25 protein-coding genes, 1 pseudogene and 1 riboswitch are annotated in these 26,789 nt (G+C 34.8%); of the genes and pseudogenes, 7 read left to right on the top strand and 19 right to left on the bottom strand.

Annotation, left to right across the window (positions count from 1 at the left end; all coding sequences use genetic code 11):
• Window positions 1–118: 118 nt before the first annotated feature.
• From GMD78_RS03400 to GMD78_RS03380, 5 genes are all read right to left on the bottom strand, one after another.
• On the bottom strand, window positions 119–1,405 hold the full coding sequence (locus tag GMD78_RS03400) for a nucleobase:cation symporter-2 family protein (protein ID WP_155667135.1): 1,287 nt from the start codon (window positions 1,403–1,405) through the stop codon (window positions 119–121).
• Entirely contained in the window at window positions 1,402–1,989 is a 588-nt protein-coding gene (locus tag GMD78_RS03395) for a xanthine phosphoribosyltransferase (RefSeq protein WP_155667133.1), read from the bottom strand. Before GMD78_RS03395 ends, GMD78_RS03400 begins: the two co-directional genes overlap by 4 nt.
• A 135-nt stretch (window positions 1,990–2,124) precedes the next feature.
• A riboswitch (purine riboswitch) is annotated at window positions 2,125–2,226 on the bottom strand.
• Window positions 2,227–2,531: 305 nt separating this feature from the next.
• Window positions 2,532–3,467, bottom strand: a complete 936-nt coding sequence (locus GMD78_RS03390; RefSeq protein WP_155667131.1) for an LCP family glycopolymer transferase — start codon at window positions 3,465–3,467, stop codon at window positions 2,532–2,534.
• A 199-nt stretch (window positions 3,468–3,666) separates the two neighbouring features.
• The gene (locus tag GMD78_RS03385) at window positions 3,667–5,376 is read right to left on the bottom strand and encodes a DUF2207 domain-containing protein (protein WP_155667129.1); all 1,710 of its coding nucleotides are present in this window, start codon (window positions 5,374–5,376) and stop codon (window positions 3,667–3,669) included.
• Window positions 5,377–5,480: 104 nt separating this feature from the next.
• Complete coding sequence (locus tag GMD78_RS03380) at window positions 5,481–6,245, bottom strand: DnaD domain protein (RefSeq protein WP_155667127.1); 765 nt, start codon at window positions 6,243–6,245, stop codon at window positions 5,481–5,483.
• 432 nt (window positions 6,246–6,677) lie between these two features.
• Between GMD78_RS03380 and GMD78_RS03375 the strand changes: the two genes are divergently transcribed.
• Both GMD78_RS03375 and GMD78_RS03370 read left to right on the top strand, forming a co-directional pair.
• Window positions 6,678–6,932, top strand: coding sequence for a helix-turn-helix domain-containing protein (locus GMD78_RS03375; RefSeq protein ID WP_196493706.1), 255 nt, complete (start codon window positions 6,678–6,680; stop codon window positions 6,930–6,932).
• Between the two features lie 70 nt (window positions 6,933–7,002).
• Window positions 7,003–7,485: a competence protein ComK gene (locus GMD78_RS03370; RefSeq protein ID WP_155667123.1), complete on the top strand. Its 483-nt coding sequence runs from the start codon at window positions 7,003–7,005 to the stop codon at window positions 7,483–7,485.
• Between the two features lie 57 nt (window positions 7,486–7,542).
• Here GMD78_RS03370 and GMD78_RS21695 read toward each other — a convergent pair whose 3' ends face one another.
• The 3 genes from GMD78_RS21695 to GMD78_RS03360 all read right to left on the bottom strand — a co-directional run bounded on the left by GMD78_RS21695 (window position 7,543) and on the right by GMD78_RS03360 (window position 8,778).
• The gene (locus GMD78_RS21695) at window positions 7,543–7,674 is read right to left on the bottom strand and encodes a hypothetical protein (protein WP_281349662.1); all 132 of its coding nucleotides are present in this window, start codon (window positions 7,672–7,674) and stop codon (window positions 7,543–7,545) included.
• A gap of 102 nt (window positions 7,675–7,776) precedes the next feature.
• Window positions 7,777–7,950, bottom strand: coding sequence for a hypothetical protein (locus GMD78_RS03365; RefSeq protein ID WP_155667121.1), 174 nt, complete (start codon window positions 7,948–7,950; stop codon window positions 7,777–7,779).
• Window positions 7,951–8,163: 213 nt separating this feature from the next.
• Window positions 8,164–8,778: a hypothetical protein gene (locus GMD78_RS03360; RefSeq protein WP_155667119.1), complete on the bottom strand. Its 615-nt coding sequence runs from the start codon at window positions 8,776–8,778 to the stop codon at window positions 8,164–8,166.
• Between the two features lie 221 nt (window positions 8,779–8,999).
• Here GMD78_RS03360 and GMD78_RS03355 point away from each other — a divergent pair, with 221 nt between their 5' ends.
• Window positions 9,000–10,061: an OB-fold nucleic acid binding domain-containing protein gene (locus tag GMD78_RS03355; protein ID WP_155667117.1), complete on the top strand. Its 1,062-nt coding sequence runs from the start codon at window positions 9,000–9,002 to the stop codon at window positions 10,059–10,061.
• A gap of 12 nt (window positions 10,062–10,073) precedes the next feature.
• Window positions 10,074–11,378: a phospholipase D-like domain-containing protein gene (locus GMD78_RS21805; RefSeq protein ID WP_155667115.1), complete on the top strand. Its 1,305-nt coding sequence runs from the start codon at window positions 10,074–10,076 to the stop codon at window positions 11,376–11,378.
• Between the two features lie 357 nt (window positions 11,379–11,735).
• On the opposite strand, the gene GMD78_RS03345 is transcribed toward GMD78_RS21805, so the two are convergent.
• From GMD78_RS03345 to GMD78_RS03335, 3 genes are all read right to left on the bottom strand, one after another.
• Window positions 11,736–12,866: a M24 family metallopeptidase gene (locus tag GMD78_RS03345; RefSeq protein WP_155667113.1), complete on the bottom strand. Its 1,131-nt coding sequence runs from the start codon at window positions 12,864–12,866 to the stop codon at window positions 11,736–11,738.
• The gene (locus tag GMD78_RS03340) at window positions 12,853–14,277 is read right to left on the bottom strand and encodes a sodium:solute symporter family protein (RefSeq protein ID WP_155667111.1); all 1,425 of its coding nucleotides are present in this window, start codon (window positions 14,275–14,277) and stop codon (window positions 12,853–12,855) included. The genes GMD78_RS03345 and GMD78_RS03340 overlap by 14 nt, the downstream gene beginning before the upstream one ends.
• Window positions 14,278–14,635: 358 nt before the next feature.
• The gene (locus GMD78_RS03335) at window positions 14,636–15,037 is read right to left on the bottom strand and encodes an ectoine synthase (RefSeq protein WP_155667109.1); all 402 of its coding nucleotides are present in this window, start codon (window positions 15,035–15,037) and stop codon (window positions 14,636–14,638) included.
• 135 nt (window positions 15,038–15,172) lie between these two features.
• On the opposite strand from GMD78_RS03335, the gene GMD78_RS03330 reads away from it, so the two are divergent.
• Both GMD78_RS03330 and GMD78_RS03325 read left to right on the top strand, forming a co-directional pair.
• Window positions 15,173–16,645: a sodium/proline symporter gene (locus GMD78_RS03330; RefSeq protein ID WP_155667107.1), complete on the top strand. Its 1,473-nt coding sequence runs from the start codon at window positions 15,173–15,175 to the stop codon at window positions 16,643–16,645.
• A 15-nt stretch (window positions 16,646–16,660) separates the two neighbouring features.
• Window positions 16,661–18,037 carry an amidase gene (locus tag GMD78_RS03325; RefSeq protein WP_155667105.1) on the top strand — a complete coding sequence of 459 codons (1,377 nt, stop codon included), beginning with the start codon at window positions 16,661–16,663 and terminating at the stop codon, window positions 18,035–18,037.
• 382 nt (window positions 18,038–18,419) lie between these two features.
• Here the strand turns inward: GMD78_RS03325 and GMD78_RS03320 are convergent, their stop codons facing one another.
• Window positions 18,420–19,805, bottom strand: a complete 1,386-nt coding sequence (locus GMD78_RS03320; protein ID WP_155667103.1) for a reverse transcriptase domain-containing protein — start codon at window positions 19,803–19,805, stop codon at window positions 18,420–18,422.
• A gap of 659 nt (window positions 19,806–20,464) precedes the next feature.
• Here GMD78_RS03320 and GMD78_RS21515 point away from each other — a divergent pair.
• Window positions 20,465–20,737, top strand: coding sequence for a helix-turn-helix domain-containing protein (locus tag GMD78_RS21515; protein WP_246187547.1), 273 nt, complete (start codon window positions 20,465–20,467; stop codon window positions 20,735–20,737).
• Between the two features lie 431 nt (window positions 20,738–21,168).
• Here GMD78_RS21515 and GMD78_RS03310 read toward each other — a convergent pair.
• From GMD78_RS03310 to GMD78_RS03285, 7 genes and pseudogenes are all read right to left on the bottom strand, one after another.
• Window positions 21,169–21,660: pseudogene (locus GMD78_RS03310) on the bottom strand (UDP binding domain-containing protein); the annotation flags it as partial.
• Window positions 21,661–21,831: a hypothetical protein gene (locus tag GMD78_RS21910; protein ID WP_425495042.1), complete on the bottom strand. Its 171-nt coding sequence runs from the start codon at window positions 21,829–21,831 to the stop codon at window positions 21,661–21,663.
• Between the two features lie 60 nt (window positions 21,832–21,891).
• Entirely contained in the window at window positions 21,892–22,917 is a 1,026-nt protein-coding gene (gene rfbB / locus GMD78_RS03305) for a dTDP-glucose 4,6-dehydratase (RefSeq protein ID WP_343042096.1), read from the bottom strand.
• On the bottom strand, window positions 22,918–23,772 hold the full coding sequence (gene rfbD / locus GMD78_RS03300) for a dTDP-4-dehydrorhamnose reductase (RefSeq protein WP_155667101.1): 855 nt from the start codon (window positions 23,770–23,772) through the stop codon (window positions 22,918–22,920).
• Window positions 23,773–23,776: 4 nt separating this feature from the next.
• Window positions 23,777–24,337, bottom strand: a complete 561-nt coding sequence (gene rfbC / locus GMD78_RS03295; protein WP_155667609.1) for a dTDP-4-dehydrorhamnose 3,5-epimerase — start codon at window positions 24,335–24,337, stop codon at window positions 23,777–23,779.
• A 23-nt stretch (window positions 24,338–24,360) separates the two neighbouring features.
• Window positions 24,361–25,239, bottom strand: a complete 879-nt coding sequence (gene rfbA / locus GMD78_RS03290) for a glucose-1-phosphate thymidylyltransferase RfbA (RefSeq protein WP_155667099.1) — start codon at window positions 25,237–25,239, stop codon at window positions 24,361–24,363.
• Between the two features lie 46 nt (window positions 25,240–25,285).
• Window positions 25,286–26,731 (bottom strand): oligosaccharide flippase family protein, encoded by a 1,446-nt coding sequence (locus GMD78_RS03285; RefSeq protein ID WP_155667097.1) that lies wholly within the window; start codon window positions 26,729–26,731, stop codon window positions 25,286–25,288.
• Window positions 26,732–26,789: the final 58 nt, after the last annotated feature.

Genomic DNA, 26,789 nt, shown 5'->3' with positions numbered 1-26,789 from the left:
ATACCAGTCATCCTAGCCAATTCCTCATCGGAAACTAAATCCTCTACCAATCACCGCAACAACTAGAACGACCAATACCCAAATCACTATTTTTTCCAAACTTCATCACCGCCTACTACTACGCACTTTTCTCCAATGCATTCACAGCAGCTTTCCTCGAAGGTATCATATGAAACACGATATTCAATACAATCGCAGTTAAACTTCCAGCAACAATTCCATTACTCGTCAGAATCTGTAGACCGCTTGGAAGCTGAGCAAACAGCTCTGGAACGACTGTCACGCCAAGCCCCATTCCAATCGAACACGCAATAATCATAGAGTTTTCCGGTGAGTTGGCGATAACAGATGCTAACATCTTAATTCCTTGTGCAACCACCATACCGAACATCGCAATCATAGCTCCACCTAGTACAGCAGAAGGAATAATCGTTGTAAAAGCAGCAATTTTTGGTACTAGTCCAAGGGTTATTAGCATCAAACCTGCCACCATGATAACTCTGATTTTCTTCACACCAGTTAATTGAATTAAACCTACATTTTGTGAAAAAGCAGTATAAGGGAATGCATTGAATATACCTCCTAATACAATGGCAATTCCTTCTGCACGATAGCCTTTGGCAAAATCCTTCTCATGTAATTTTCTCTCCGTAATGTCCCCGAGCGCAAAGTACACACCTGTCGATTCAACCAATGAAACGATCGCAACAAGAATCATCGTTAGAATGGCAGACCATTCAAATGTCGGCATGCCGAAGTAGAACGGTTCGACCATATGGAAATAAGAAGCCTCTGTCACTGCGTCAAAGCTTACTTTCCCCATAAATGAAGCTACAATCGTCCCAATGATCAACCCAATAAGGATGGAAATCGATCGCAGGAATCCCTTGGTAAAACGATACATCAAGATGATAAAGAATAACGTACCAAATGCTAGCGCTATATTAGGAAGCGAACCGAAGTCACTTGCTCCTTCACCGCCACCCATATTGTTAATGGCTACAGGAATGAGGGTTATTCCAATAATGGTAACAACTGAACCCGTTACTACCGGTGGAAAAAATCGAACCAATTTACCAAAGAATCCACTAATAAGAATAACAAAAAGTCCTGAAACAAGGATTGCTCCGTAAACAGCTGATATTCCAAATTCCCCACCAATCGCAATCATCGGTCCTACTGCGGTAAATGTACAACCTAGAACAACAGGTAGTCCGATACCAAAAAAGCGATTATTAACAAGTTGCAAAATAGTAGCAACCCCGCACATAAAGATGTCAATGGCAACAAGATAGGTTAACTGCGTGGAAGTTAACCCTAGTGCATCTCCGACAATAAGGGGAACAAGAATAGCCCCTGCATACATAGCTAATACGTGTTGAATACTAAGTGCTGCTGTTTTCATGATAAGCTTCCTTCTTTCCGAAAAGTAATTTGACCATTTGCAAGGGAATCTATAATTGCAAGTGATTTCAATGGAATGTTTTTATCACGGATAAGTTTTGCCCCGTTTTGAAATCCCTTTTCAATAACAATCCCCACCCCTGCAAGTGATGCTCCAGTCTGCTTAGTAATCTCCATCAATCCTAGAACTGCTTGTCCATTTGCCAAAAAGTCATCAATGATCAGAACTATATCGTTTGATGAAATATAGTCCTTGGAAATCGAGATTTCATTTGTTTCTTTTTTCGTGAAGGAATATACCTCTGCCAAATATAATTCATCTTTTAATGTGAGTGATTTCTTTTTTCTTGCAAAAACAACAGGTACCTTTAATTGCAGACCAGCCATAACCGATGGTGCAATACCCGATGATTCCAGCGTTAGGATTTTGGTAACACCTGCCTTTTGGAAGTGAACAGCGAACTCCTCCCCAATTTGTTGCATTAGCTCTGGATCAATTTGATGGTTAAGGAAGGAATCTACCTTCAACACTGTATCCGACAAAACCTTTCCATGCTTTACTATTGCGTTCTCTAGTGCCTTCATGTTGTCTCTTCCCTTCATTGAATATAAAAAAAGCTTGAAGAAATGCGCACAACTCCGACCATGGGTAGCGCATCCTTCAAGCTTTTGCTAGTTTGAAAGAAAAACGAAAAGAATATACCTCAAAAAGGTATAATCCATTCATTATCAAAGACTCATAGTCGGTTTATTTACGGTAAACCGGTAGAAACTTGCAGGCCATATCCCCGCGATTATATGAATTAGTATTAAAATTTGAATGTTACTAGTATAGCATGTGCTGACCAAGATTCAACCCCAATAGGAAATAAAGAAATATTCAAAAAATTAGTAGGTTTGTAAAGTGAATCTATCAATGGGGGGATTTTATTCATCCCAACTGATTCACCTTAAAGTTATGACCTAATAACGTTTGAACGAATCGGACATTTACGGGCAGTTGTTCCTCACAGCATACCACTTACCTACACTAAGATTTCTGGCGAGTAGAATTTACTACCAAGCAAAAAAGTAGCATCAATATTACTACGGATGCTACCTTCTCTGAATCTGATGATGCAACTACCTTATTCTTGGTTATTCCCTACCATCATACCATTTACTTTCTGTAATTCTTCATCAGAAACTAGATAGTAATAGATTCCGTCAATGGTCATTCCGGTTCCTTGTAACATATATTCAGAGGTGTTACGTCGAACATCTTTATAATTCAATAATAAATTTCTCATATCATCAAAATCCATATTGGTTTCCATATTACCACCAAGAATATCGATATAATTATTAATCTTACCAACAGATGCGATAGTTGCACCTTTATCTATTGTCGCTTCAACCACTTGTCGTTGGCGGGCAGTACGACCAAAATCACCACTAGGATCTTGTTTCCGCATCCGTACATATCCGAGTGCCTCTAATCCATCTAAATGAAGTTCACCCTTCTTATAATGGAATCCATTATCACCTTCCCAGTCTAACTCGTTCTGTACGGTAATTCCATCTAATTCATTAATTAATTCCGTTAAACCTTCCATGTTCATTTCAACATAATAGTCTAACTCAATATCTAGCATATTCTCTACTGTAGCAATGGACATATCGATCCCACCAAACGCATATGCATGGTTAATCTTATCTTCTATCCCTTTACCAACGATCGTTGTACGGGTATCTCTAGGAATACTAAGAATTTGCATTTGGTCGTTCTGCGGATTTAATGTTAAAACCATCAGAGTATCCGATCGCCCAGCATCATTAGCACGTGCATCCACACCCAATAGTAAAACATTCAAGGTTTCCAGTTGATCTACCTTCTGCTTCGTAACCTTTTGATCTATGTTCGTCACTTCTTTGTGCATCTGATCATTGACAGTTTTCTTTGCATTATTATAGATGGAATAAGCGTAGACACCGCCACCAATCATTGTAACCACTAGAACAGCCAATACCCAAATCACTATTTTTTTCCATAACTTCATTTTTTTCTTTGTTTCCTTAGACATTTAATCGCTACTTTCTACATTATACTCTTAGAAAATTATAGCATAAATTGTTACTTTCTAACTAGATTTGTAAAATTTCCCTTTTAAAATTTCAAATTATTTATTGAGCATTGGCTATATAGACAGCTGACAGGCAAATAGACTTATTGAATTCACTTAATCACGTTGGTGTGCAGTGGGGGAATCCCCCACCCTTGTTTTAAAACGCACCCGATCCGCCGCCACCACCGCCTACACCTGTACCTGATCCTGCTCCTACCGAGGTCGAAGAACCAGTAGTTTCAGCAACAACCGTGTCTGCTTCACTAAAGTGTTGATTCGCCGATGTTGCAATAAGAAAGAAAATCATGATGTTCGTTGTATCCATGTTCGTATTCGATGGTTCGTCAAATTTATCGTGATTAAAAAATGTTTTATTACGTTCTATCATTTTTTTATCATCAATACCATGTGCATAATTAACTGCGATGATATGTTCATCCTTACTCCATTTTAAGTTCTGATTTGATGGCATTTCACCGAATTCCTTTTTAAATTTTCTCCATTGTTCCCATATGCTAGCACCTTCCAACGTTCTCGGATTATATAAAACACTGAAAGCGAGTAAGCAAAACATTAGGAAAATAGAGAAAAACATCCACATAAATAATTCATGAATCCCTAAGAAAATACTTAATGGAACAAGCAGTAAACTGGAGATGGCAACCGACCATCTAAAGCCTGCTTTCTTTTTGGTAAGTCCTTTCGATTGTACTTCCTCACGAATTGAATTTACCCATGTTTCAATAAATTTGTAGTAATCATGATGATTGGATTGTTCCTCTGTAAATGTTTTTAAATCGTCAAATCGAAATGTTGTGCCATCACCAATTTTGTCAAATAAGTAATCTATTAATAAGCTCTCATGTTCATGGTCAGTATTTCGATTTACTAACAAGAACTCTTCTTGATTATTGTTTGATTGCACATAACCTTTTCGAATTAATTCTAATAAAGCTGTCGTTAGTAATTGATTATGCGGTGTGAATGGATGGGTATAATAGATCGTTGCGGGCAAGCTCATTTCCAGCTTTGGTACGCTTAAGTTCTGATTTAATCGACTTTGCACATAATGCTTTCGTTCTACTTTTTTCCTACTGCTTACGAAAAGCAAAATAATTAAATATAATCCAAACAAGCCAATAACATAGGGCGCAATACCATCTAACCACTCTTTTCTCTCCTGAAATGCAGCTAATTTTGCTTCATGATTAGCTATATCTGCCTGAATCGAATCCCACATCATTTTTTCACTTGTTAATGTAGCAGCACTAAAAAGAGTAGCATCGTATACTACTTGAATATCCCCATTCTTCTCGTCTTCCACATGACCTAATGAAAAAACGACAGTCCCTTCTTCTGTAACTTCTGCTGTATCATGTGCTTCATCATAACCATAAGCAGTAACATTACTCGTATCACTAGGTGGATGCACATAAATCGTCATGTTTTCGTATTCCGATTCATTGCTACTATCAAAAAATGGCCAGTAGAACTGCGCAACATCTAAGTATACCTCTACCCCATTATGAATGGTATAACTTAAGTCTACAGTTATAGTTTCCTCCTTACCACTACGATAAATTTTATATTCGTTTTCATCGGTTTCAACCTTCAGTGACTTTCCATTTTCACTTGCCACAAAGTCTTCAATCGATGTATCACTCTTTGGGATTATCGTACGGGTAATACCATTAAAATCATCTTCAAAATCATATGTGAACCTTTCCGTTACCACAACATCCCCATTTTCCATTAGATTAGCATCTATTTGAACATCCGTAATGGAATAGTCAACATCAGCAAATACTGTTTCTACAAAAGTAAAAAATGTAACTAAGATAATAAGTATGACTGCTAGTTTTTTCATAAAAAGCAACTCCTTTACTTTTTATACGAATGATTGTTGTATTTGGTTTCAGGTAGATGTTGGAAGAAGGGATGATCAAATTTGCAGGAGCAGTTGATCCTCACTTAACCTTCGTAACTTCCCCTCCTTCCCCCCCCAACAGAACCCTCCTTCTTAAATCTAGCAAGCAACGCTTCAACATCCTCCCCATTTTCATCAAATTTTACCGAATCCTGGATACGTCGTTTCTCTCTTTCTTTATCCTTTCTCTCCCGGAACCAATCTGGCACAATCTCTTTTGAATTAGACAACCTATTTCTTCCACTCCTACTAGCTGTTTGCTTCTTTTGATTCCAAAACGCTACTTCCTCCTCCCTCACTGCATCTAAACTATGTAATCCTTTCTGCAGCCATGCCTTAAGTATCGCTTGTACATAACCCCAATTTCCTTTATTATTCTCTAGCGCTCGTTTCATCGCTTCTAAAACGAGTTCTTCACCAACCGCTTCTATCCACTTCAACAATTCTTCTAAAACAAATTCACGGATGTCACCGAAGTTATCCTGGTAAAAAGTGACCGCGTCAGTTATATGATTTCTATTGTTTTGTTTCGTATGGTTTTGTTTAATTAATGAGCTTGTATGTCGGTTCATCTGCTGGTCCATATGGTGGTTCACAGATTGGTTCCTCTGCTCGTCCAATGCAATCGTACCACCCTGTTCTCCTCCAAAAGCCAATCCAATTATTCGATAAGCTGGTGCTTGATTGGCCCCTCTCGATCTCCAGTAAATATAGCCCTTTTCTTTTAGTTCAATCCTCGCTCTTTTAAATGAACTTTCCGTTAATCCAGTCTTCAATCGTAATACAGGTGCAGCTACCGTAAACTCCACAGACCACCCCGTCTTTATTATTGATATGCATTAATGCATGCCATAAGGTAACGGCAGATGCTGATAAAGGATTTCTCTCCAAACAGTCATAAAATGCATTTATCTGTTTAATATAGTTCATTTCAACTCTCCCCCTCTTTTTATATGCGTAACAAGATTCACTTCAAACACATCATATAAAAGAAGATAGAGTCTTGCAGACACCTAACGTTTCGTTTCTTCCAATAAACTTCCTTTTTCCTTTTAAAATGTACATTAAAATCGTAAAAAGTCCGTAGAAAACTCCATTTTCTACGGACTTTTATTAAATTAGGTATATTTTAGAATTTCCACTGCTTCCTCCATTTTTTCCAAAACATCACAAAAGTGTCCTACAGGGCGTGGAGCACCTTGTACCACTCCATGATAATAGTTAAAAAAAGGAAGATTGTTGTGGATGATCAGGAGTTATTTAATAGATTAATAGGCGAAGCAATCAGAAAAAGCAGGAAGAACCTGAATAAAACACTAGATCAAGTTGCATCAGACACACAGTTAGATGATAAACACATAGGCCGATTAGAACGAGCTGAAAAATCCCCGTCACTTTATACCTTCTTCAAACTATACCGTGAACTAGACTTCAGCGCTGATGAAATATTCCAGGAAATTATGAAACAAATAGAATCAAGCCAAAGGGATAGTTAGCCTATCCTTTCTTTTCCCAACGATTAAATCCATTCCCCAAAACAATTAACCCAAAAGGAGTGTTCCCCTAATGAAAGAAATACAATCCCATTACTTAATTACGGATCAAACCACCGCTCTCCTACCTGCTAGGAATCAGGAGTACTTCACCGATGTATTAGCTAGAAATCAAACGTTACATATTACGAAAACGCCACTAGAAATTATAAAAGAAACGTGTATCCAGCAATTTTCTTCCTATACTGGAATACGCGAGGCAGTCATGCATCAAATTGGTTATAAACGAAAGGTACCAATCCCCATTAACCCTTTTCAAAATATCTACGCCTTTCCAACGCTTTCTCCAAATGACCCCGATTGCGTATGGCTCTTCTACCACCATATCCACCAAATAAAACCGCCACCAACACCTCATGCCAATTCAATTGTTTATTTCAAAGATGGATTCGAATTACCGATGGATGTTTCTTACCATGTATTGGAGAAACAAATGTTTCGTACTGCTATGTGTGTGCATCGGTTTGAGCAGGTTAGGTTTGGAACTTTTTATTAATCAATGTGGCATTTTCTGTATATATAGAAAGCTAGAGATACATCACTTTTCTTTATTTTATATTTCATATGGTTTGTTTATTGTTGGTGTAACTGTTTCTTCCACGTATCCTACTTTCCCATTAACCAATTTTAGGAACTTTTGAATGTCTTCCACTCCAAGTTTCCCAACTAGCAAGACAGCCGTCAATTCTTCCCCACCTTTGTCTGTGAAATTTATTGATAAAAAAGTGTTGAATCTCCTTAATTTCTTTAGTACCGACACCTGAAATTCCACTGAAAATAGCTGTAACTATCCAAGTAAAAATCCTCCAAAAAGTACTCCTTTGATAACTGATTTTTGTTTATCGACTAACAGGTCTTCTGGTAAATACTGAACACGCTTAATTCGTCCTATTGGTAGAAAATGAGTTTGGTTAGTTATTAGTTTATCTTCTTTATCACTAATACCAATATGAGTTTTCACACCCTCTTTTAGTAAAGGAATACCGCCTATATGTGTCTAAATAAAGTGAGCACAAATTCTACTCATCATAATTCGATGATTGAATAACCTTGATTAAAAATACCAAGATATAGTCAAGTTTTTATATAAATGTAGTAAAATAACATTAATAAACTCTAAAAGTACCAATAGTAATATATAAAATTAACAATAATTAAAAATTATAACTAATAATCACGTGTTCTCCCATAAGTGTTTAAAAGCTAAAGCATCCGATTCAAGTATTTCTTTAATACTTTCGACAGACCTATTTTTTGTGACTAATTTTCCTCTTTTGGCATTAAATACTGAATAGTTAATTCCTGGATGATAACCATTCAATGAGGTCTCCATTAGAAAAAAAATGGATTCCAGTTTCCTTTTATCTAAACTTGTAATAGGTTTTGAAGGATCCTCTTTAAAATAAATCTTAATAATATGCGGCACATCATTGATAAACAACCCTAACTCTGGATTAACTCGAATGATAACGTCTTGAAAATGCCAGTCTTTGGATTGCGGAGTAAACCATTCTATCTTTCTTCTTCCTAGAAATGAATTATAATTATCAATAACAGTTTTATAATTAGTTTTCTTACTCTCTGGAGCACGTTCAATTATCCTATTAAGATATTTCTTATCAAGGTTTTTTTCATGAAAAGATACTAATCCATCTCTTAGATCTTTCCAATAATCTCTACTTGGATGATATACGTCTCTCCCTCTTATCTCCTTTATTTTAGTCATTCTAGATGCACCATTTCTAATTGAAAAATCAACAAAATCAGTTAATGATACTTTAATATTCAAGTTAATTCTCCCCTTTTATAACAGCTAAGAAATTTATTCATACTATTTCGATATTTAACCTTGAAATTCCTTTTTCCTTTATAATCTTTTATATAATTATCGAATTCCATAAGTGAAATATTCTAAAGACCCTATAGGATTATGAAACTACAATTAATCTAATTTAAAAATATGTTATAATTTTTCTATTAAAGAAAGATATATATAAAGGGTGGTTGAAAATGGGGGAATACAAAAAATTAATACTATGGATGGGATGCATACTAGTAGTTGTAATAGGTTACCTGATATATGATCATGGCCTGTTCTCTACCAAAGGGGACGCAGATACAACTGACTTGTACACCAGTGAAGGACAGATTCAATCATCCAATCAAAGTGAGAGTAATAGTAATAGTAATAGTAATCAAATGAAAGATAGTGTTCTTTCTATTGATACAATTACACATTCGAATATTGGGGAAGAAGTTACCATAGAAGGTACAGTTCGAACAATAAAAGAACATGAAAACGGTCACTTATTTTTAAACGTTACTGATGATACAGGAGAAATATCGGTCCCCATTTTTTCTGATAAAGGGATTGATAAAGATTATATAAAGGAAGGTATGACGTATTTATTTACAGGAAAAGTTAAGGAATTCAACAATACACTGGAAATTTCTATAGAGAGTAAAGAGAATATGAGAATGGTGAATACCACCAATAAGGTTACCGAAGAAAATGTTGGAAAGGAAGTAACCATTTATGGCACCATTTTATCAAAATATGCCCATCCAGATGGTCACGTATTTATGACTATTCTTAGTGATTCAGAGGAGATTGAAGTTCCTATTTTTAAAAATAACCAGATTGATATAGATGATATTCCAATTAATTCTGAAGTCGGGATCAAAGGAACAATAGATTTGTACAAAGATCAATTAGAAGTAATTCCACAAAAGCAAGAAGATATAGAAATAATTGAATTAGGTAATGAAGAGGAAATAGATTTAATCAAAGTTTCTGACATATCATCCGAACTTCGAGGAAAAATGGTACAAGTAAGAGGTAATGTTAAAGATGCTGCTGAACACGATGGCCATGTGTTTTTTACTTTAGTTGACGGAAGTGATGAGATTAAATCTGTATTATTTAAGGCTGATGGAAACGAGATAGAAGGTAGAAAGATAAAGATTATGCAAGCACAAGAGGAAGACTTTCCAATTCGTATCTTAGCTATGGTCGATTTCTATGATAATGAATTAGAAGTAATCGTAGACAAAGTTTTTATTCAATATTAGTAGGTGAGTTTTGTGTCTGAGAATAAATTATTTATAGTTATATTTATCATAGCTCTTACTCCTTTCCTAATCTCCGAGATGCTTTTTTATGGTTTAAGTGGTATTAGTTTAGTGTTTGTAACTTGGGAGTTATATCGATATTACCAACGAAATCCGTTTAAAAATAACCCATATCCAGCACTAATTTTCGGAGTTCTCTTAATAGGACTTGCGTTGATTATCCCAGTGCTTCAAAAGCCATTATTATTATTTGGTGTTTTTTTATTGATACGTACAACCATTGTTATGTTTAATAGAGAAAATTCTCAGCCATTAAATGAAATAGATGTGGATAAGGAAAAGATTGCTAAAGAGAACTCTTATCTTATAGAACAAAACACTCAACCAACTATAATAAAAGATAGACTTGAAGAATATTCGGTAAATCGGGAACAAGAAATGATAAAATCATTTTCTTATGAACTAGATAGAAAGATGGAAGCCATTTTACACGCTTTAAAAGCAATGGATAAAAAATTGGAAAGTAATTCATATGAATACGAAATCCAACGGAATAATTGGAATGATTTTGAAGCAAAAATCCTCCGTGCTATAAAAGAAGAACTTCATCAACTAGCACCAGATCCAGAAGCTAATGTTGAAGAGAAACTACATAAATTGAATAAAAAAATCGAACAACTAAATGATATAATTAGTGGGGTTAGTTTAGCAGAAAAAGAGTTTGTCACATCAATGATTGAAAACGAAATAAAACATATCAAAGAAGATGGAACACAGAATATCGAAAAGATCATTCATCATGTAATCGAAAAGTTTAAACAAGATAGAGTTAGTTTTGCTAATGTCAGGCACATAAAGGATGCGGAAATAAGAGGAAAATTTATTGAAGCGTTGCAAACTGCTCAATATGAACTGTGTATCATTAGCCCTTGGCTAGGAAGTTGGATTTTTAACAACCAATTTCTTTCCAATATACAGGATGCTTGTAAGCGAGGAGTTACGATTAAAATACTATATGGCATTAATGATCAAAGTAAAGAAAATCAAAGAAATAACCGGTCCATTAAGACGGAAGAATTAGCTAATTCATTAAAAAAGAAACTAGCTAAATATGTAAAGCAGGAAACGTTTAAAATGAAGCGTACCAATACTCATTTTAAGTTAGTTATTTGCGATGATCGCTTTTACTTGATTGGGAGTTATAATTTTCTTTCTTTTGAAGGCAAGTATGATGAATATACCCGTGGAGAGGGAATCGAGTATTCAGAAAACAAAGAAATGATTAAAGAATATAAGGAACGGTATTTTGATTTTTAGATAGCTCTGTACCTAGATTAACTTTTTCTAAGGAGAGCCTGGATACCACAAGTACATGGCTTAATCGCACCAATTTATCTCCGTTGAAGTAACACGACTAATCGTAACCTTTTTGTTGAATTCCATAACGTCTCCAAAGTTCGTTTTGGAAACTCAGACATTTAATCTAAGAAAAATTAGTATTTACTTTGCATTTATGGTAAATTCCTTTGTTGTACTTATAAAGATAGGAAAGTTTATACTCCTTATAAATACTAACGTCCTGCCAAATACCGTTCCACATCCCTTTAACTCTCGATAAGTAAAAAACAACCTCTGTTCTTAGGATCCAGGTTGTTTTTTATGAGTTTTATGTTCTCAATAAATTAATTTTTCTAATTCTCTAGGATATTCCGTGACTAATTTGGTTCCTTCCTTCGTTAGAATAACTGTATCTGAATGGCGAAAACCTCCAACTCCTGGAATATAAATTCCTGGTTCGATGGTAAAAATCATTCCTTCTTTTAATACAAGATCATTATCAAAACGAAGGGATGGCTCTTCATGTAACCCAATTCCTATTCCGTGTCCTGTTCTATGAATACTGAATTCTTCATATCCTGCCTTTTGAAACACTTTACGGGCTACTTCATCAACCTCTTTCGCACTTATACCTACTTTAATTTTGTCCAATGCTGCTAATTGTGCTTCATAAGCAGCATTAAAAGCATCTACCTGTTTATCCGTTGGTTTCCCCACAAAGAATGTTCTCTCACATTCTGCTCTATAGCCATTTAGAGCCACTTGTCTACTATGGACTACAATATCATTTTCATCTAGTTTTCTAGTATTAGAAAACACATGTGGCATATTGGTTCTTTTTAGACCGGATGGTGACATCGCAAAATAATCTAACGTAGCATTTGGATAATTATCCATCTCTTCGAATAAAAGTTGGGTACCATGTCGATCAATTTCCATTTCAGTAATACCCGGTTTGGTACTTTCCAAGGATTGTTTAAGTGCAAGACTTACAAGTTTTCCAGCTTCGGTAACAAGTTTAATCTCTTCTTCATCTTTCACATAGCGCATTTCAGAGATTTGGCTATCCAAATTTACAAGCTCAAAACCAGCTTCTCTTAAGATATTTCCCATTTTTATAGGCAAGGATGAAAATTCAACCCCAACCCGTGTACCAGACGGATAGGTAGAAATTAAAGCTTGTAAATGTTCAAGGTGGGACTTCCCTTCGCTACCACGTAAATGAGTTTCATGATAAATATACAAATTATTTGCTTTCGTTTTTTCCTTCGCATGACTTTCTTCCAATGAAGGAATAATTAAATTTAACTCCATTGAATCAATAGCAAGTACAATTGGTCTCGAATAAGTAATAGCTTTTAACCCACTAAAATAATATTGATTTTCGAAGTTCATAATAATGGATAAATCAATTTTGTTTTCACTCATAAACTCACGTAATTTTTCTACTCTATTACTTATTTGCAACTAAATCATCCTTTCTGAAATCAATAGCATTTTCTTTTTTAGAGGTTAATAAAGTTACTACAATAAGAACTACTATAGCTACGGGAATAGAAATCAAAGAACTATTAACACCGAATGGATTGTTTGACAACTCCAATATCAAAGTAGTGATTACTCCAGCAAGCATCGATGCAATTCCTGCTTGTTTTGTAACTCTTTTCCATAAAAATACTCCTAATAATGCCGGTGTTATACCAGCACCATATACAGTATATGAATACATCTGTACAGCTAAAACAGTTGGGAAATATGTTGTTAAGAGATATGCAATTAAACCAAGCACTGGAATCAACATTCTTGTAAAGACTAATTTTTGTTTATCCGATGCATTAGGATTAATATATCTTCCATAAATGTCATAGGTAATATTTGTGGCAGACGATAATAAATAGGAGTTACCAGTTGTTACAATAAATGAAGTAACTGCAGCAATCAATAAACCTCCGACTGCAGTTGGCAATACTAATGATGTAGAAATTAATGCCATACCAGGATCAAGATCTGGAAAATAATATTTAGCAGCAAATGCTAATGTGGCCACTAAAGGAGTAAAAATAATCATACCAACAATCCATCCAGAAATACCAAATTTTGTTGACTTATCACTTCCTGAAGCAGAAATTCTTTGATACATATTCTGGTCTCCGAGCAGCAGGAAAAGGACAGGTACGTAAAATCCTAACACTTGTAAGAAATTTAAATTACCGAATAAATTTAAGCTTTCAGCATCCACACTAGCAGCAAGTTGATCAAAACCACCAATATTTCCAAGAACAACAGGAACAGCTATTATTAATCCAATAAAAATTACTAACGCACTTAGTGTATCGGTAGGAGCAACTGCCATCAATCCTCCAATTGTTGCTAGAAAGATAATAAGAACAGCACCAATTATTGTACCTGTTTCTACCGACACTCCCGTTGATACGTGTAAGATAAAACCAAGACCTTGATACTGATAAGAAACGATTCCAACAAATGCAAGCACAATAATAACCATTGCAATAACTTTAGCAACAGGACCATATTTAATCTCCAATATTTCAGATACTGTATACTTGCCATAGTTACGAATTTTAGCTGAAATTAATAAGAGAACTGTAATTCCTATTAAGCTTGGGATAGCGTATCCAATTGCAGGCCATAATCCATGTGAATAAGCTAATGAGTTTGGTCCACCTGTTACAGTTCCACTACCTACCCAAGTAGCAAGTAAAGTCCCCATTAATACAACTGGCCCTAAAGACCTTCCTGCGAGTATAAAATCGTCACTTGAAGATACCTTCTTTGAGTAAAACGCTCCAAGAATTAAAATAACCATTCCATAACCTATTACAAACCATAGAAAATTATCGTTGTGTATAAGCTCCAATGTATTTCAGCTCCCTTTGCCTTATTTTTAGCTTTCTCCAAAAATTAAAGTGACAAATGCTTGGCTATTTAATCTATCCCCCTTTATGTTAGATTTACACAGCATTTCTAAGATGTGAATAAATTACTTCGAAGCACTAAATAATTTTATATTATATATATTAATACTTGGTTTTTGAATCGTCAATTAAATCAATACAATTAGAATAGTCTATAAATATAAAGTTTAAATCTCAAGAATATGGGTAATAGAACTAATTAATCCCTTCCCCTTATTTATATAGCAAAAAAGCCAGACGATACTATTATCCTAGCAGCTTTTTTACATTCTTTAATTGTGTCAGTTTTTCTCACGAATATTATTCCACCACCTGGTAAGTACCCTCCTCATCATGTACCTCCTTCCCTGTAAGTGGTGGATTAAATACACAAATAAGTCGCATATCAGCAGTTGTTGCGCGCAAGTAATGGCGTTCATGTTTATTTAATGCATAGACAGTTCCAGGTTCAATTTTATAGATCTCACCTGTTTTATTTCCCTCATCATCTGCTACTTCTAGCTCCCCTTCTCCCTCGATACAATAACAAGCCTCAAGATGATGCTTATACCATATATAAGTTTCCGTTCCCTTTTTGACAATGGTATCGTTGAGCGAGTAACCCATACCATCTGATTTCAATAATATCCTTCTGCTTCTCCAATTATCTCCAGACACATCGTACTTCGTATTTAGAACATCTTCTAGTTTTCTAACAATCATTGAAATCAGTCCCTTTTTTATAATTTTTTATTTATTTAGACTATAGACAATTTTACAATAAGGTTTTATAATTTTCAATATAAAGCGCTTTCATTTCGGGATGTTATTTCACATATTAAAACGAGGTGGAATTACATGAATTCAAACACGATTCTTATCGTCGAATTGGTCCTGTACTTTTTAGTTGTATTTGGAGTAGGATTTTACTTCAGTCGTAAAAAGATGACACAATCAGATTTTCTACTTGGCGGGAAAAAATTACCTGGATGGGCACTTGCGTTTTCCGAACGTGCAACCGGAGAATCATCCTGGCTCTTACTCGGGTTTACTGGGTTTGTATTTGTAAATGGGCTCTCATCCATTTGGGTCATAGCAGGTATGGGATTAGGGATTATTTTTTCTTGGCTATTCTTGGCACGTAGATTTATGGAAGAAACCGATAAGTATAAAGTACTTACCCTTCCAGATTATCTTGCTGTCCGCTTCCCTGTGCATGGCAATCGTATTCGTTACTTAGCAACTGGGCTTATTCTAGTATTCTTTACCTTTTACCTAGGAGCTCAACTAGCTGGGGTTGGAAAAACGTTGTTAACTACGTTTAACCTTAATCCAATAACTGGGATCCTCCTATGTGCAGCAGCAATTATCTTAATCGCTTTCTTAGGTGGTTTTATTTCCGTTGTATGGACGGATATGGTACAAAGTATCATGATGCTACTAGCCCTTGGAGTTATTCCAATTCTAGCATTCATTCAAATTAGTACAAATGATATTTCCCTTACAAATGCACTAAGCACTGCCGGGAATGGAGCAGGATCTTGGACTGGTGGTGTGACTGGATTTGCATTTGCTCTATTATTCTTCAATAACTTCACCTGGTTCTTTGGATATCTAGGTGGTCAACCACAACTAAGTTCCCGATTCATGGCATTAAAAAATAGTAAAGAAGCAAAAGTAGCTAGTTACACAGCAATTACTTGGATGCTTATCGCATTCTTTGGCGCATTCTTTATTGGTATAACAGGTATTGCCTTATACAACTCTGCAGACTTCGCTGATGTAGAAACAATTCTACCAACAATGATTTTAGACCTAACACCTCCATGGATTGCAGGTATATTATTGTCCGGTATCTTGGCTGCGATGATTACAACAGCTAATTCACAGATTATGGTTATCGCAAGTTCTGTCAGTGAAGACATTATGCATAAAGGCCTGAAAATGAATTTAAGTGAAAAGAACTGGGTTACCGTTTCTCGGATTGTTGTCGTTGGTGCAGGATTACTAGGTTTAACCATTGCCTTAACCTCCGAATCACTTGTTTATAGTGTGGTTAGTTGGGCATGGGCAGGAATTGGATCAACATTATCACCAGCAATTTTAATGACATTCTTCTGGAAACGTTATTCTGGTGCAGGAGTTCTGGCAACCATTCTATCCGGTTTCATTGGTACATTAATCTGGATTAACTCACCTTTAGAGGAATTAATCAGTTCACGCTTTACAACGTTCTTCATAGCAACTGCATTTGGTATTATTTTCAGTCTATTGTATCCGGAGAAAAAACAAGAACAAAAAGACGAGGAATTAGTGGAAAGCGTCAATTAAAAGGAGAAACAAACCATGCAACTCGAACAAGAATTATTGCATTTAGGGATAGCGGAGCTTCATATGGAGTACAAGAAACGCACAATATCCCCTGTAGAAGTTACCGAACTATTATATAAACGAATTGAAAACCATCGCGACCTTAATGCATTTATAACCCTATGTAAGGATGATGCATTGGAACAAGCACGTCATGCAGAAAAATTATACAAAAACAATGATTCTAATAGCATGTTACTTGGTATTCCTATCGGTTTAAAAGATCTAATCCATACTAAAGGAATCAAAACAACTATGGCATCAGGTGTGTATCAAGACTTTATTCCAAACGAGGATGCTGCATTAGTAAAGACGTTATTAAACATGGGATCAATACTAATTGGAAAGCAAAATTTACATGAATTAGCTTATGGTACCACAGGAGATGATTCATATTTTGGTCCAACTCGTAATCCACACGACTCCAGTAAAATAGCTGGCGGATCTAGTAGTGGATCTGCCGCTGCTACTGCAGCTCAACTATGCTGGGGTTCGATTGGTACAGACACGAGTGGCTCAATAAGGATACCAGCATCTATTTGTGGGGTTGTGGGAATGAAACCAACGTATGGGAAACTAGATTTAGAGGGTATCCATCCACTTAGCTGGACCATGGATCATGTTGGCCTAATTACGCGAACAGTAACAGATAACGCCATTTTGTACGATGGACTCTGTGGGACGTTAGGTACTTCAGACTCCATATACAAAAAATTAGCAACGGGTATATTACCGAAAATAAGCTCCTTTAAAATTGGGATCCCAACAGACTATTACGTTGACCTGGATCCTGAAGTGGAAGCACGCCTTATGAAAATGATGAACCACCTGGAAAATCTTGGTTATACTGTTGTTGAGGTTGATTTAAATCTACCAGATATGAACGAAACAATGTACATTAGTAGTGCGATTGACCAAGCAGAAGCATACTTAATTAATCGAGAAATTGTTCATGAAGATTCAAACGATTTAGGTGAAGAAACTAGGAAAAGAATCCTAATCGGGGCAAAATATAAGGCCTATGAATTCTTGCTCGCACAAGAGTTAAAAGTAAAACTATCTAAGACTTTTGAAAAGGCATTTCAAGATGTGAATGTGTTACTAACACCAACCATCCCTATCCTGCCACCAGAATTTGGTCAAGAAACCGTTCATATTCATGGGAAGACACATAATGTACGTCAAGCGTTAATGCGACTTACCTTTATTTCGAATTATATCGGAGTTCCAAGTATTAGTATCCCGTGTGGTAAATCAACAGAAGGATTACCGATTGGGATGCAGCTCATAGGTGGCTGCAACCAGGAAGAAATGCTTTATCAATCAGCTTACCTTATTGATAATGCTTTATAAAATAAGTATTTTTTAAGAAACACCTCCAGCCGAAATTATCTGTTGGAGGTGTTTTTGTTAAATTCAAGGGGTTCTACCATAAAAAGACAGACAAAAAAGAACCCAACATCTCAGGTTGAGTTCCATCCATAGTCTAATACGTCATTGCACCAACACTCCTCTCTTCTATTCTATCAAAAATTTCATCCGCTTTAACAAGTACATAATAACCCATGGAAGTTATATTCTGAGCAAATATCCTCTTGAGGTTATACATACGATTTAATTAAGGGAAACTGAGACATAGAGCACTCATATCCTGAGCAAGCAAAACTTGGTATTTAATGTAAAAAGGAAGCGTGAGAACCGTCCCCATGCTTCCAAAATGCCATTTAATTCAAATCTACTCCAACCGCCTATGAATCTTATTCCAATGTCTTTTAACCTGATTTCGAATAATACTTTTCGCCTTCAAATTCTTCATTTTATCATGTGCTCTATAAGCATATGTAATAAAGTTTCCCCTTCCCTTATAATTAAAACCCAAATGAGAGTATATTTTATACAATTTTTTTCTAGGACCTTTTCGTTTTGTTACATATGCAGTTCTTTTACTAGTGTTCGCTTTCCTATATGCTCTAGAATAGTATTTAAAGAGACTCTTCTCTCGTATTTTAATTGTATGTCCATCGGTAACAAATCCTAAATAATCAAGGGTACTTTGTAATTGATTTTCATCAAAAACTTTTCCTTCAGAATACAAACGTATTTCTGTTTTTTCCTCTTGAATCTTTAAACCGTGCGATTGATAACTATTGATAATTTGAATTACTTCTTCTTTTAGTAGCTCTACTTTCTGTGTGTTTGCTCTATCTACTGGAATGACTAATATTAAATCATCACAGTATCTACGATATAAAGCATTATACTCTGATGCCCATTTAATCATTTCTTGATCAAAATGAATCAGATGTACATTCGAACAGACCGCACTCATTCCTGACCCTTGGGGTATTCCATATGTTTTTTTATTTTTATACAAATGCTCCTTCTTAAAGGATCGAAACTCTTTTGGGCTCATAATTTTAGTTAATTTTTGGGTTTTGATAAGCTTTTTTAGTTTCTTCACACCATACTTATTCTTTAAAAATTCATCTATATCAGACTTATTTACATAAGTAAACTGTGTTAAATTCTTAAAAACTTTATACCAATCTGTTGGTAATTCTTTTACTCCTAAGACCGACTTAATATTCTGCTTAAGATTTCGATGATCAATATAATCAAAGAAACTTGTAAAATCGATAGAAATGACTATTGCTTGATTCTGACTAAGGAGAAAATCAAATACTTCATAAGCAAAATCTATGTTATTTCTACCAGATTTGTTATTTCGATATGCTATAGCAATTTCATTAATACCATTATTTTGGGCATATTCATTGTAAGAAGAATTTAAAATGTCGCCATAGTATTTATATATAAATCTATCTTTATGTGCAGCATAATAAATTTCTCTCACTTTTTTCTTTTTTTGTTTACGTTGTTCTTTTGGTAATTTCTTGTCATTTGAGGTCGTAACATACTTATTGAAAGTTATATTAAAGTGAATAGAAGGGAAAAAAGCATGTGAAGAAACCCAGTTCGGATCCTGGATTTTACTTTTTACATGCTCTATATGTACACGGTCATCAAGATGCAAATAAAATTTAGGTTCATACTTAGACCAATCAATTACCGAAGAGCTAGGGAGGTTATGTAATTGTTGTGGCCTATTACTCTGTTCCATAACAGAAAACCTCCTAGCATTCGTTTTTGGGATTCCAGAAGTGTGGAATTGCCCGGTGACCACTGACTCCGTTAAACAAATCAATTATAATAACACTAAGGAGATTATAACTGTGATAAGTTTAAGTTTAGCAGACGCTTGTTGTATGTGTATCATGGAATTGTTGATTCTGGTCTGGTACCTTGTTCAGCTTGATTATTATCAAGGGCTTGACAAGTTGAAACTTATCTCTCTTGCAACCATTTTTGCAAGACACCTTCAACAATGTTGAATTAAATTAATTATACAAATAATTGTAATTAATTTCAAATAATTAGATTCGATTTAACAAAAGTAAATTCAATGGTAGAAAGAGTAGAGTTTTATATTCTCAGATACATTCTTTGCTACCTTTCCAATAATGAAACGGGGGGGGGGTATCAAAAATATTCCATATGATAAAATTTTTGCTTTATCAGAAGCACTAGAGGTGAATCCTGAATATTTTACTAATTTGACAAAAGATTATACTGGGGAATCTGCTTTTGAAAAAAATGAGCCACTTTTAAGGACTTCGATCATATAAAAAATGAGACACTGAATTCCCAAATTTAATAACCTCTCTTATTATTGAAAGTGACCAAACTATCAATGAGAGAGGATAAAAAAGGATGATCAATATGGCTCAATACCATCATATCAAATTCTTGAAGGAGGTTGAAGGACTACCCCAAAGGCAAATAGCTAAAAAACTTGGAATCTCTAGAAATACTGTAAGCAAATATATTAAACAAAATGAAGCTTCAACTACTGTAAATCGTACATATACATATAGTGGTAAGGAGTACTCTGACGAGACTAAGCGTGTTTTACCGATTATTGATCAATGGCATGAGGACGATCTCAAGCGTTGGGGAAAACAAAAACATACAGCTGCTAGAATCTATAAATGATTAATAGATGAATATAATTTCAAAGGATCTGAATCCAATATACGTAAGGTTGTAGCTAAACGTAAGAAAAAACTACAGGAAGTCTTCATTCCTCTTGATTTTCAACTTGGCCACAAATTCCAATTCGACTGGGGAGAGGCGGATATTATTCTACAGGGTTGAACGAAGAGTGTTTTCCTCTTTTGTATTCAGCTTTCTGCAAGTCGTGTTCAATTTGTAAGAGCCTACCTACATGAGAAACAAGAGGCTTTTTTAGATTGTTTTGTTCATGTGTTTGAGTTTTTGGAGGAGTTCCAACCGAAGGTCTTTTTGATAATTTAAAAACAGCTGATGAAAGAATTATGCAAGGAAGAGATCGACTAGAACAAGAATCATTTATGGCCCTTCAAACTTGACAGGGGGCAGTTCAAATTGGACCAGCGGGTTATCTATTAATCTCTACTAAACAAATCCCTTGTATATACCTTGTCCTTTACATCACGTAAATCATCAGACAATCGATTTGTAACAATTACATTTGAAACCCTCTTAAATTCTTCAAAGTCATTTATTACTCTTGAATTATAGAATGTCTCTTCATGAAGGGCAGGTTCATATACAACAACTTCAATACCATTAGCTTTAATTCGCTTCGTGACACCTTGAATAGCTGATTGTCTAAAGTTGTCTGAGTCCATTTTCATTGTAAGCCTATAGATGCCAACTATTTTTGGATTCTTCTTAATAATCATTTCGGCAACATGATCTTTTCTTGTTCTGTTTGCATCTACAATAGCTGTCATTATATTATTTGGAACATCTTCATAATTAGCTAATAGCTGTTTTGTATCTTTAGGCAGACAACAGTATCCACCATAGCCAAAGGAAGGATTATTATAATGATTACCAATTCGCGGATCCAGACCTACACCATCAATAATTTGCTAACTGTCTAATCCTCTTACCTCCTCATTATCAATAATCGGAGATCTTTTATTATTAATCATATCTACTTTTTCTTGAATAATATCTAACGCAATTACCTCGTTGTGTTGAGCCAGTAATATAGCATTTGATAAGCCTACATAACCTGTTCCAGCGATTGTAATTTTCATCTGAACATTACCTCTTCCAAATTTCGATAGCTACTCGCCACATTTATTGTTGTTAATACCCTATTTATTAATGCTGTATTGCTTCTCAAAATAGTTCTGATAATCACCACTAATAATTTGCTCCCACCATTCTTTGTTATCAAGATACCATTGAATAGTCTGGGCGATACCTGTTTCAAAAGTATAAGTTGGTTGCCAACCTAACCCCTCCAATTTAGTAGGATCAATTGCATAACGCTTATCATGACCTAAGCGATCCTTTACGAACTCTATTAACTCTTTAGATTTATCTAGCGTTTTAATAATCGTTTTTACAACCTCTAAATTTGTTTTTTCATTATGACCACCAACATTATAAACTTCTCCATTTACACCTTCATGAAGAACTAAATCAATCGCAGCACAGTGATCAATTACGTGTAACCAATCGCGAATATTTTTCCCATCACCATAAACTGGAACCTTTTGGTCATTTAAGACACGAGAAATTGTTAATGGAATTAACTTTTCCGGGAAGTGATATGGTCCATAATTATTAGAACAACGAGTGATGTTTACTGGTAATCCATATGTTTCGTGATACGCCCTAACTAATAAATCAGATGAGGCTTTACTCGCACTATAAGGGCTATTTGGTTGTAAAGGTGTTTCTTCTGTGAAAAATGTATCTGGATCAAAATCTAATTCACCATATACCTCATCTGTAGATACGTGTACAAATTTCGTTACTTCAACTGCTCTTGACGAATCTAATAAAACTTGTGTTCCAAGTACATTCGTTTGAACGAAGATTCCTGGATCAGTAATTGAACGATCAACATGACTTTCTGCTGCAAAATGGACAACATAGTCAAACTGCTCTTTTTTAAACAGTTCCAATATTGTTTCACGGTCAGCTATGTCTGCTTTTATAAAAAAATAATTATCTTTCGTTTCTATATACTTATGCTTTGTTAAGTCACCTGCATAAGTTAATAAATCCATATTATATATGTCATATTGAGGATACTTATCCACCATATATTGTACAAAATTACCGCCAATAAAACCGGCTCCACCTGTTACGAGAATCTTCTTTCTAGACACTTATTTCACCTCTTTTTTTATTTCATTTATATAATGTTCTAGTGCATCTTGCCATTTTGGTAAGGGACGAAAACCATTTTCGATCAGCTTTTGCTTAGACATCCGTGAATTTTTTGGACGGACGGCACGAGTTGGATACTCTTCAGTAGATATTGAATTAACTTTTACATCTGCATTAGCTTGTCTGAATATTTCCTGAGCAAACTCTGCCCAACTACAAAACCCTTCGTTTGAAGCATGATAAACTCCATATTTATCGCTTTGGATCATTTCAATAATCAATCGTGCTAAATCGAATGTATAAGTAGGAGAACCCACTTGGTCACCTACAACATTTAATTCATTTCCTGTTTCCGCTAATCTAAGCATCGTTTTAACGAAATTATTTCCATTTATACCAAAAACCCAAGAGATACGTAAAATAAACCATTGATCTAACAGTTGTTTAACTACTTTTTCACCTTCAAATTTTGTAAATCCATAATATCCTATAGGATTTATTTTATCTGTTTCTAGGAATGGTAATTCCCCTTCTCCGTTAAACACATAATCAGTACTTATATATAAAAACTTTGCATCTATCTCTCTTGCAGCTTTAGCTAAGTGCTTTGTTCCTTCAACGTTTACATTCCAACACATCTTCTTATCATCTTCTGCTTTATCAACTGCTGTATACGCAGCACAGTGAATAATTGCATCAGGATGCAATTCTTTAACGTAATAAGCAACTGCAGCTTCGTTCGTAATATCTAAATCCTTGGAACCTATTCCCAACATGTTTAAACCGATTTCCGAACCAATTTGTACGACATCGTAACCTAGCTGACCAGTATATCCAGTTACTAATACCCTCATATGACTACTCCTCATAGCTGAAGTTATTCTCAGCATCCTTTAGTACCGGTGCCTTTTCATCTTTTTCGGATAAAATTGGCTTTATATCCATAGGCCATTTGATTCCAATTATAGGGTCATTCCAGATAATACCTCGATCACACTCTGGTGCGTATAGCTCATCCACTTTATATTGTACTTCTACATTTTCAGTTATGGTCATAAACCCATGAGCAAATCCTTTTGGAATTAGTAATTGCTTTTTATTTTGTTCTGTTAAATCAATCCCAAACCACTGTCCATAAGTAGGACTACCTTTTCGAATATCTACAGCAACATCATAAATTGCCCCCCTAGTACAACGTACCAGTTTCGTTTGGGCTTTAGGCTCAAGTTGGTAATGTAATCCTCTTAATGTACCCTTAGCAGCTGAAAATGATTGATTATCTTGAACAAATTTTATATTGATTCCAGCTTCCAACAAATTTGCTTCATTATATGTCTCCATAAACCAGCCACGATGGTCACCAAATACGTTTGGCTCAACTATAACGACACCATCTAAATTAGTTTTAGTAAGTTTCATCATTCTTTCACTTCTTTCCAGTCTTAATATTGTATTTCTCCATTTGCCACTTTCAATAAATATTGACCATATCCGGTTTTGTTAAGTTTTTCACCACAATCCCACAATTGATCCTTAGTAATCCAGCCATTTATAAAGGCAACTTCCTCTGGAGCTGCAATCTTAATGCCTTGATGTTCTTCAACTGTTTTAACAAAATTTGTTGCCTCGACTAAGCTTTGATGGGTCCCTGTATCCAGCCAAGTAAATCCTCTACCTAATAATTCTACTTCCAAATCTCCCAGTTTCAAATATGCTTCGTTTACTGAAGTAATTTCAAGTTCACCACGTGCAGAAGGTTTCACATTTTTGGCAATATCAACTACACGATTATCATAAAAATATAAGCCAGTAATAGCATAATTAGATTTTGGTACTTCTGGCTTTTCTTCAACACTAATTACCTTCCCGTCCTCATTAAACTCTACAACACCGAATCGTTGAGGATCTTGTACATGATATCCAAATACTGTTGCTCCGCTTTCCTTCATTGCTGCTCTTTGAAGAATTTTTCTCATTCCGCTACCATAATAAATATTATCTCCCAGAATCATAGCAACAGAGTCATCGCCTATAAACTCTTCTCCAATTAAAAAAGCCTGGGCTAACCCATCCGGCCTCGGCTGAACTTTATACTCAAGATCTATTCCAAACTGAGACCCATCTCCAAGTAATTCCCTAAATCGTGGGGTGTCTTCTGGCGTTGAAATAATTAATATATCCTTAATACCCGCTAACATTAGAGTCGATAAAGGGTAAAAAATCATAGGTTTATCATAAACTGGTAATAGTTGTTTACTTGTTACCATCGTTAAGGGATATAAGCGAGTGCCACTTCCCCCTGCTAGAATAATACCTTTCATGTAAAAAAACTCCTTTTCTAATTATTCCATAACCCTAATTTAATAGTTATCTCTTAAATAAAAATTGATCAATTTGACCCTTTTCTTTATTTCCTAATGAAATCCAGTACGTAAAACCAAATAGGCTTAAAATTAAAATAATTATAAAAAACCGAAAACCTAAATTATAATCGCTAAATAAAACTGAACAAGAAACTAAAATCACAATTATTGGTATCTGGAAAAATATTTTTCTATTAAAGTGTGACTGAGTCACAAACTTGTTTACCAATAATAGGTACCCGAGTAACAATAGAATATCTGTAAAAAACATTAATATCGCCGCTGATATTGCACCGTAAATTGGAATAAAAATAGCATTAAGCCCTACATTAATAAATGCAATAATAAATTGAAATTTTATTTTTTTTCTAATTAAATTGTCTGTTGTTAATATTGCACCGGTAGAGCTAGCAAGAAACCTAAATGGAATAGCCAACACCATAATGTTTAGAAGAGTGCTTAGAAAATCTTCTCTAGTTCCGAAAATCAAATAAGTAATCTCTTCAGAAAAAAGTAATATAAACGAACATGCTGAAGCTCCAATAAATATCATTGTATTATTAAGGATTTTATAGCTTACAAGATATTTTTCCCTATCGTTTTTACTCCAACTAAATAATTTTGGGTACAAGACTTGATTGAATAAAACTGAAGGCAAGAAGTTTATTAAATCTGTAATTTTATAAGCAACGGTAAAGTACCCCACTTCAATAGGATTTCGTGTTGCAGATAAAATAGCAGCATCTGATCTATGATATAACTGTTGCATAGATCCCCCAGCACCAAACTCCATTGATTGACCAACAAGGTTTGTTAGTATACTTTGGGATAAAAAACCTTCTCTTCTAAAAATTCTTAGCCGAGCTCCCTCTTTTAAGAACATAAATAAGGATAATAAAAATGATATAAATACTGGCCAAAAAATTAAGGAGTATATTTCAGCTTTCAAAAGAATCGCCAATATCGTTAACATCCATTGTGATGAATTAACAATTAGATTCCATACCCCTAATCGCATGTACTCCAATCTTATTTGTAACATAGTAGTTGAAACTATTAAAAAGGAAGTACGAAAGAAATTAAAAGCTAATATTAATGATAGCAAGTACACTTTTCTTTCATAATCAAATATATTTAACCATATAATCATTATTAGAAAAGTAATCAATGAGTAAGTTACACTTGTAATAATTGTACTTTTAATAATTTTCGACAAGGTAAAATCATTATTTGCTGAAATTTTCAATGCCGATTGTTGCAAACCAAAATCCGGAAGAAAGCTTAACAATGCAACTATCGCAAGTGCTGCAGCGTAAAACCCATATTCTTCAGGTCCTAAATACCTCACAACCAAAAGACTAACTAAGGGTCCTACTATTTTAGATGTATACTGTGCAAATAATAAAAATAAAGGACCCGTTGCTTTAAACTTTAAAATTTTATTTTTCATTGCTACCCTTCTTAAAAGTAATGTATTATTTTCATAAATTTAAATTCATTTATTAACT

Source organism: Ornithinibacillus caprae (genome assembly GCF_009728145.1).
Classification (GTDB): domain Bacteria; phylum Bacillota; class Bacilli; order Bacillales; family Amphibacillaceae; genus Ornithinibacillus; species Ornithinibacillus caprae.
The sequence above is the reverse complement of the archived record's forward strand: the minus strand, read 5'-3'. Positions and strand labels throughout refer to the sequence as shown.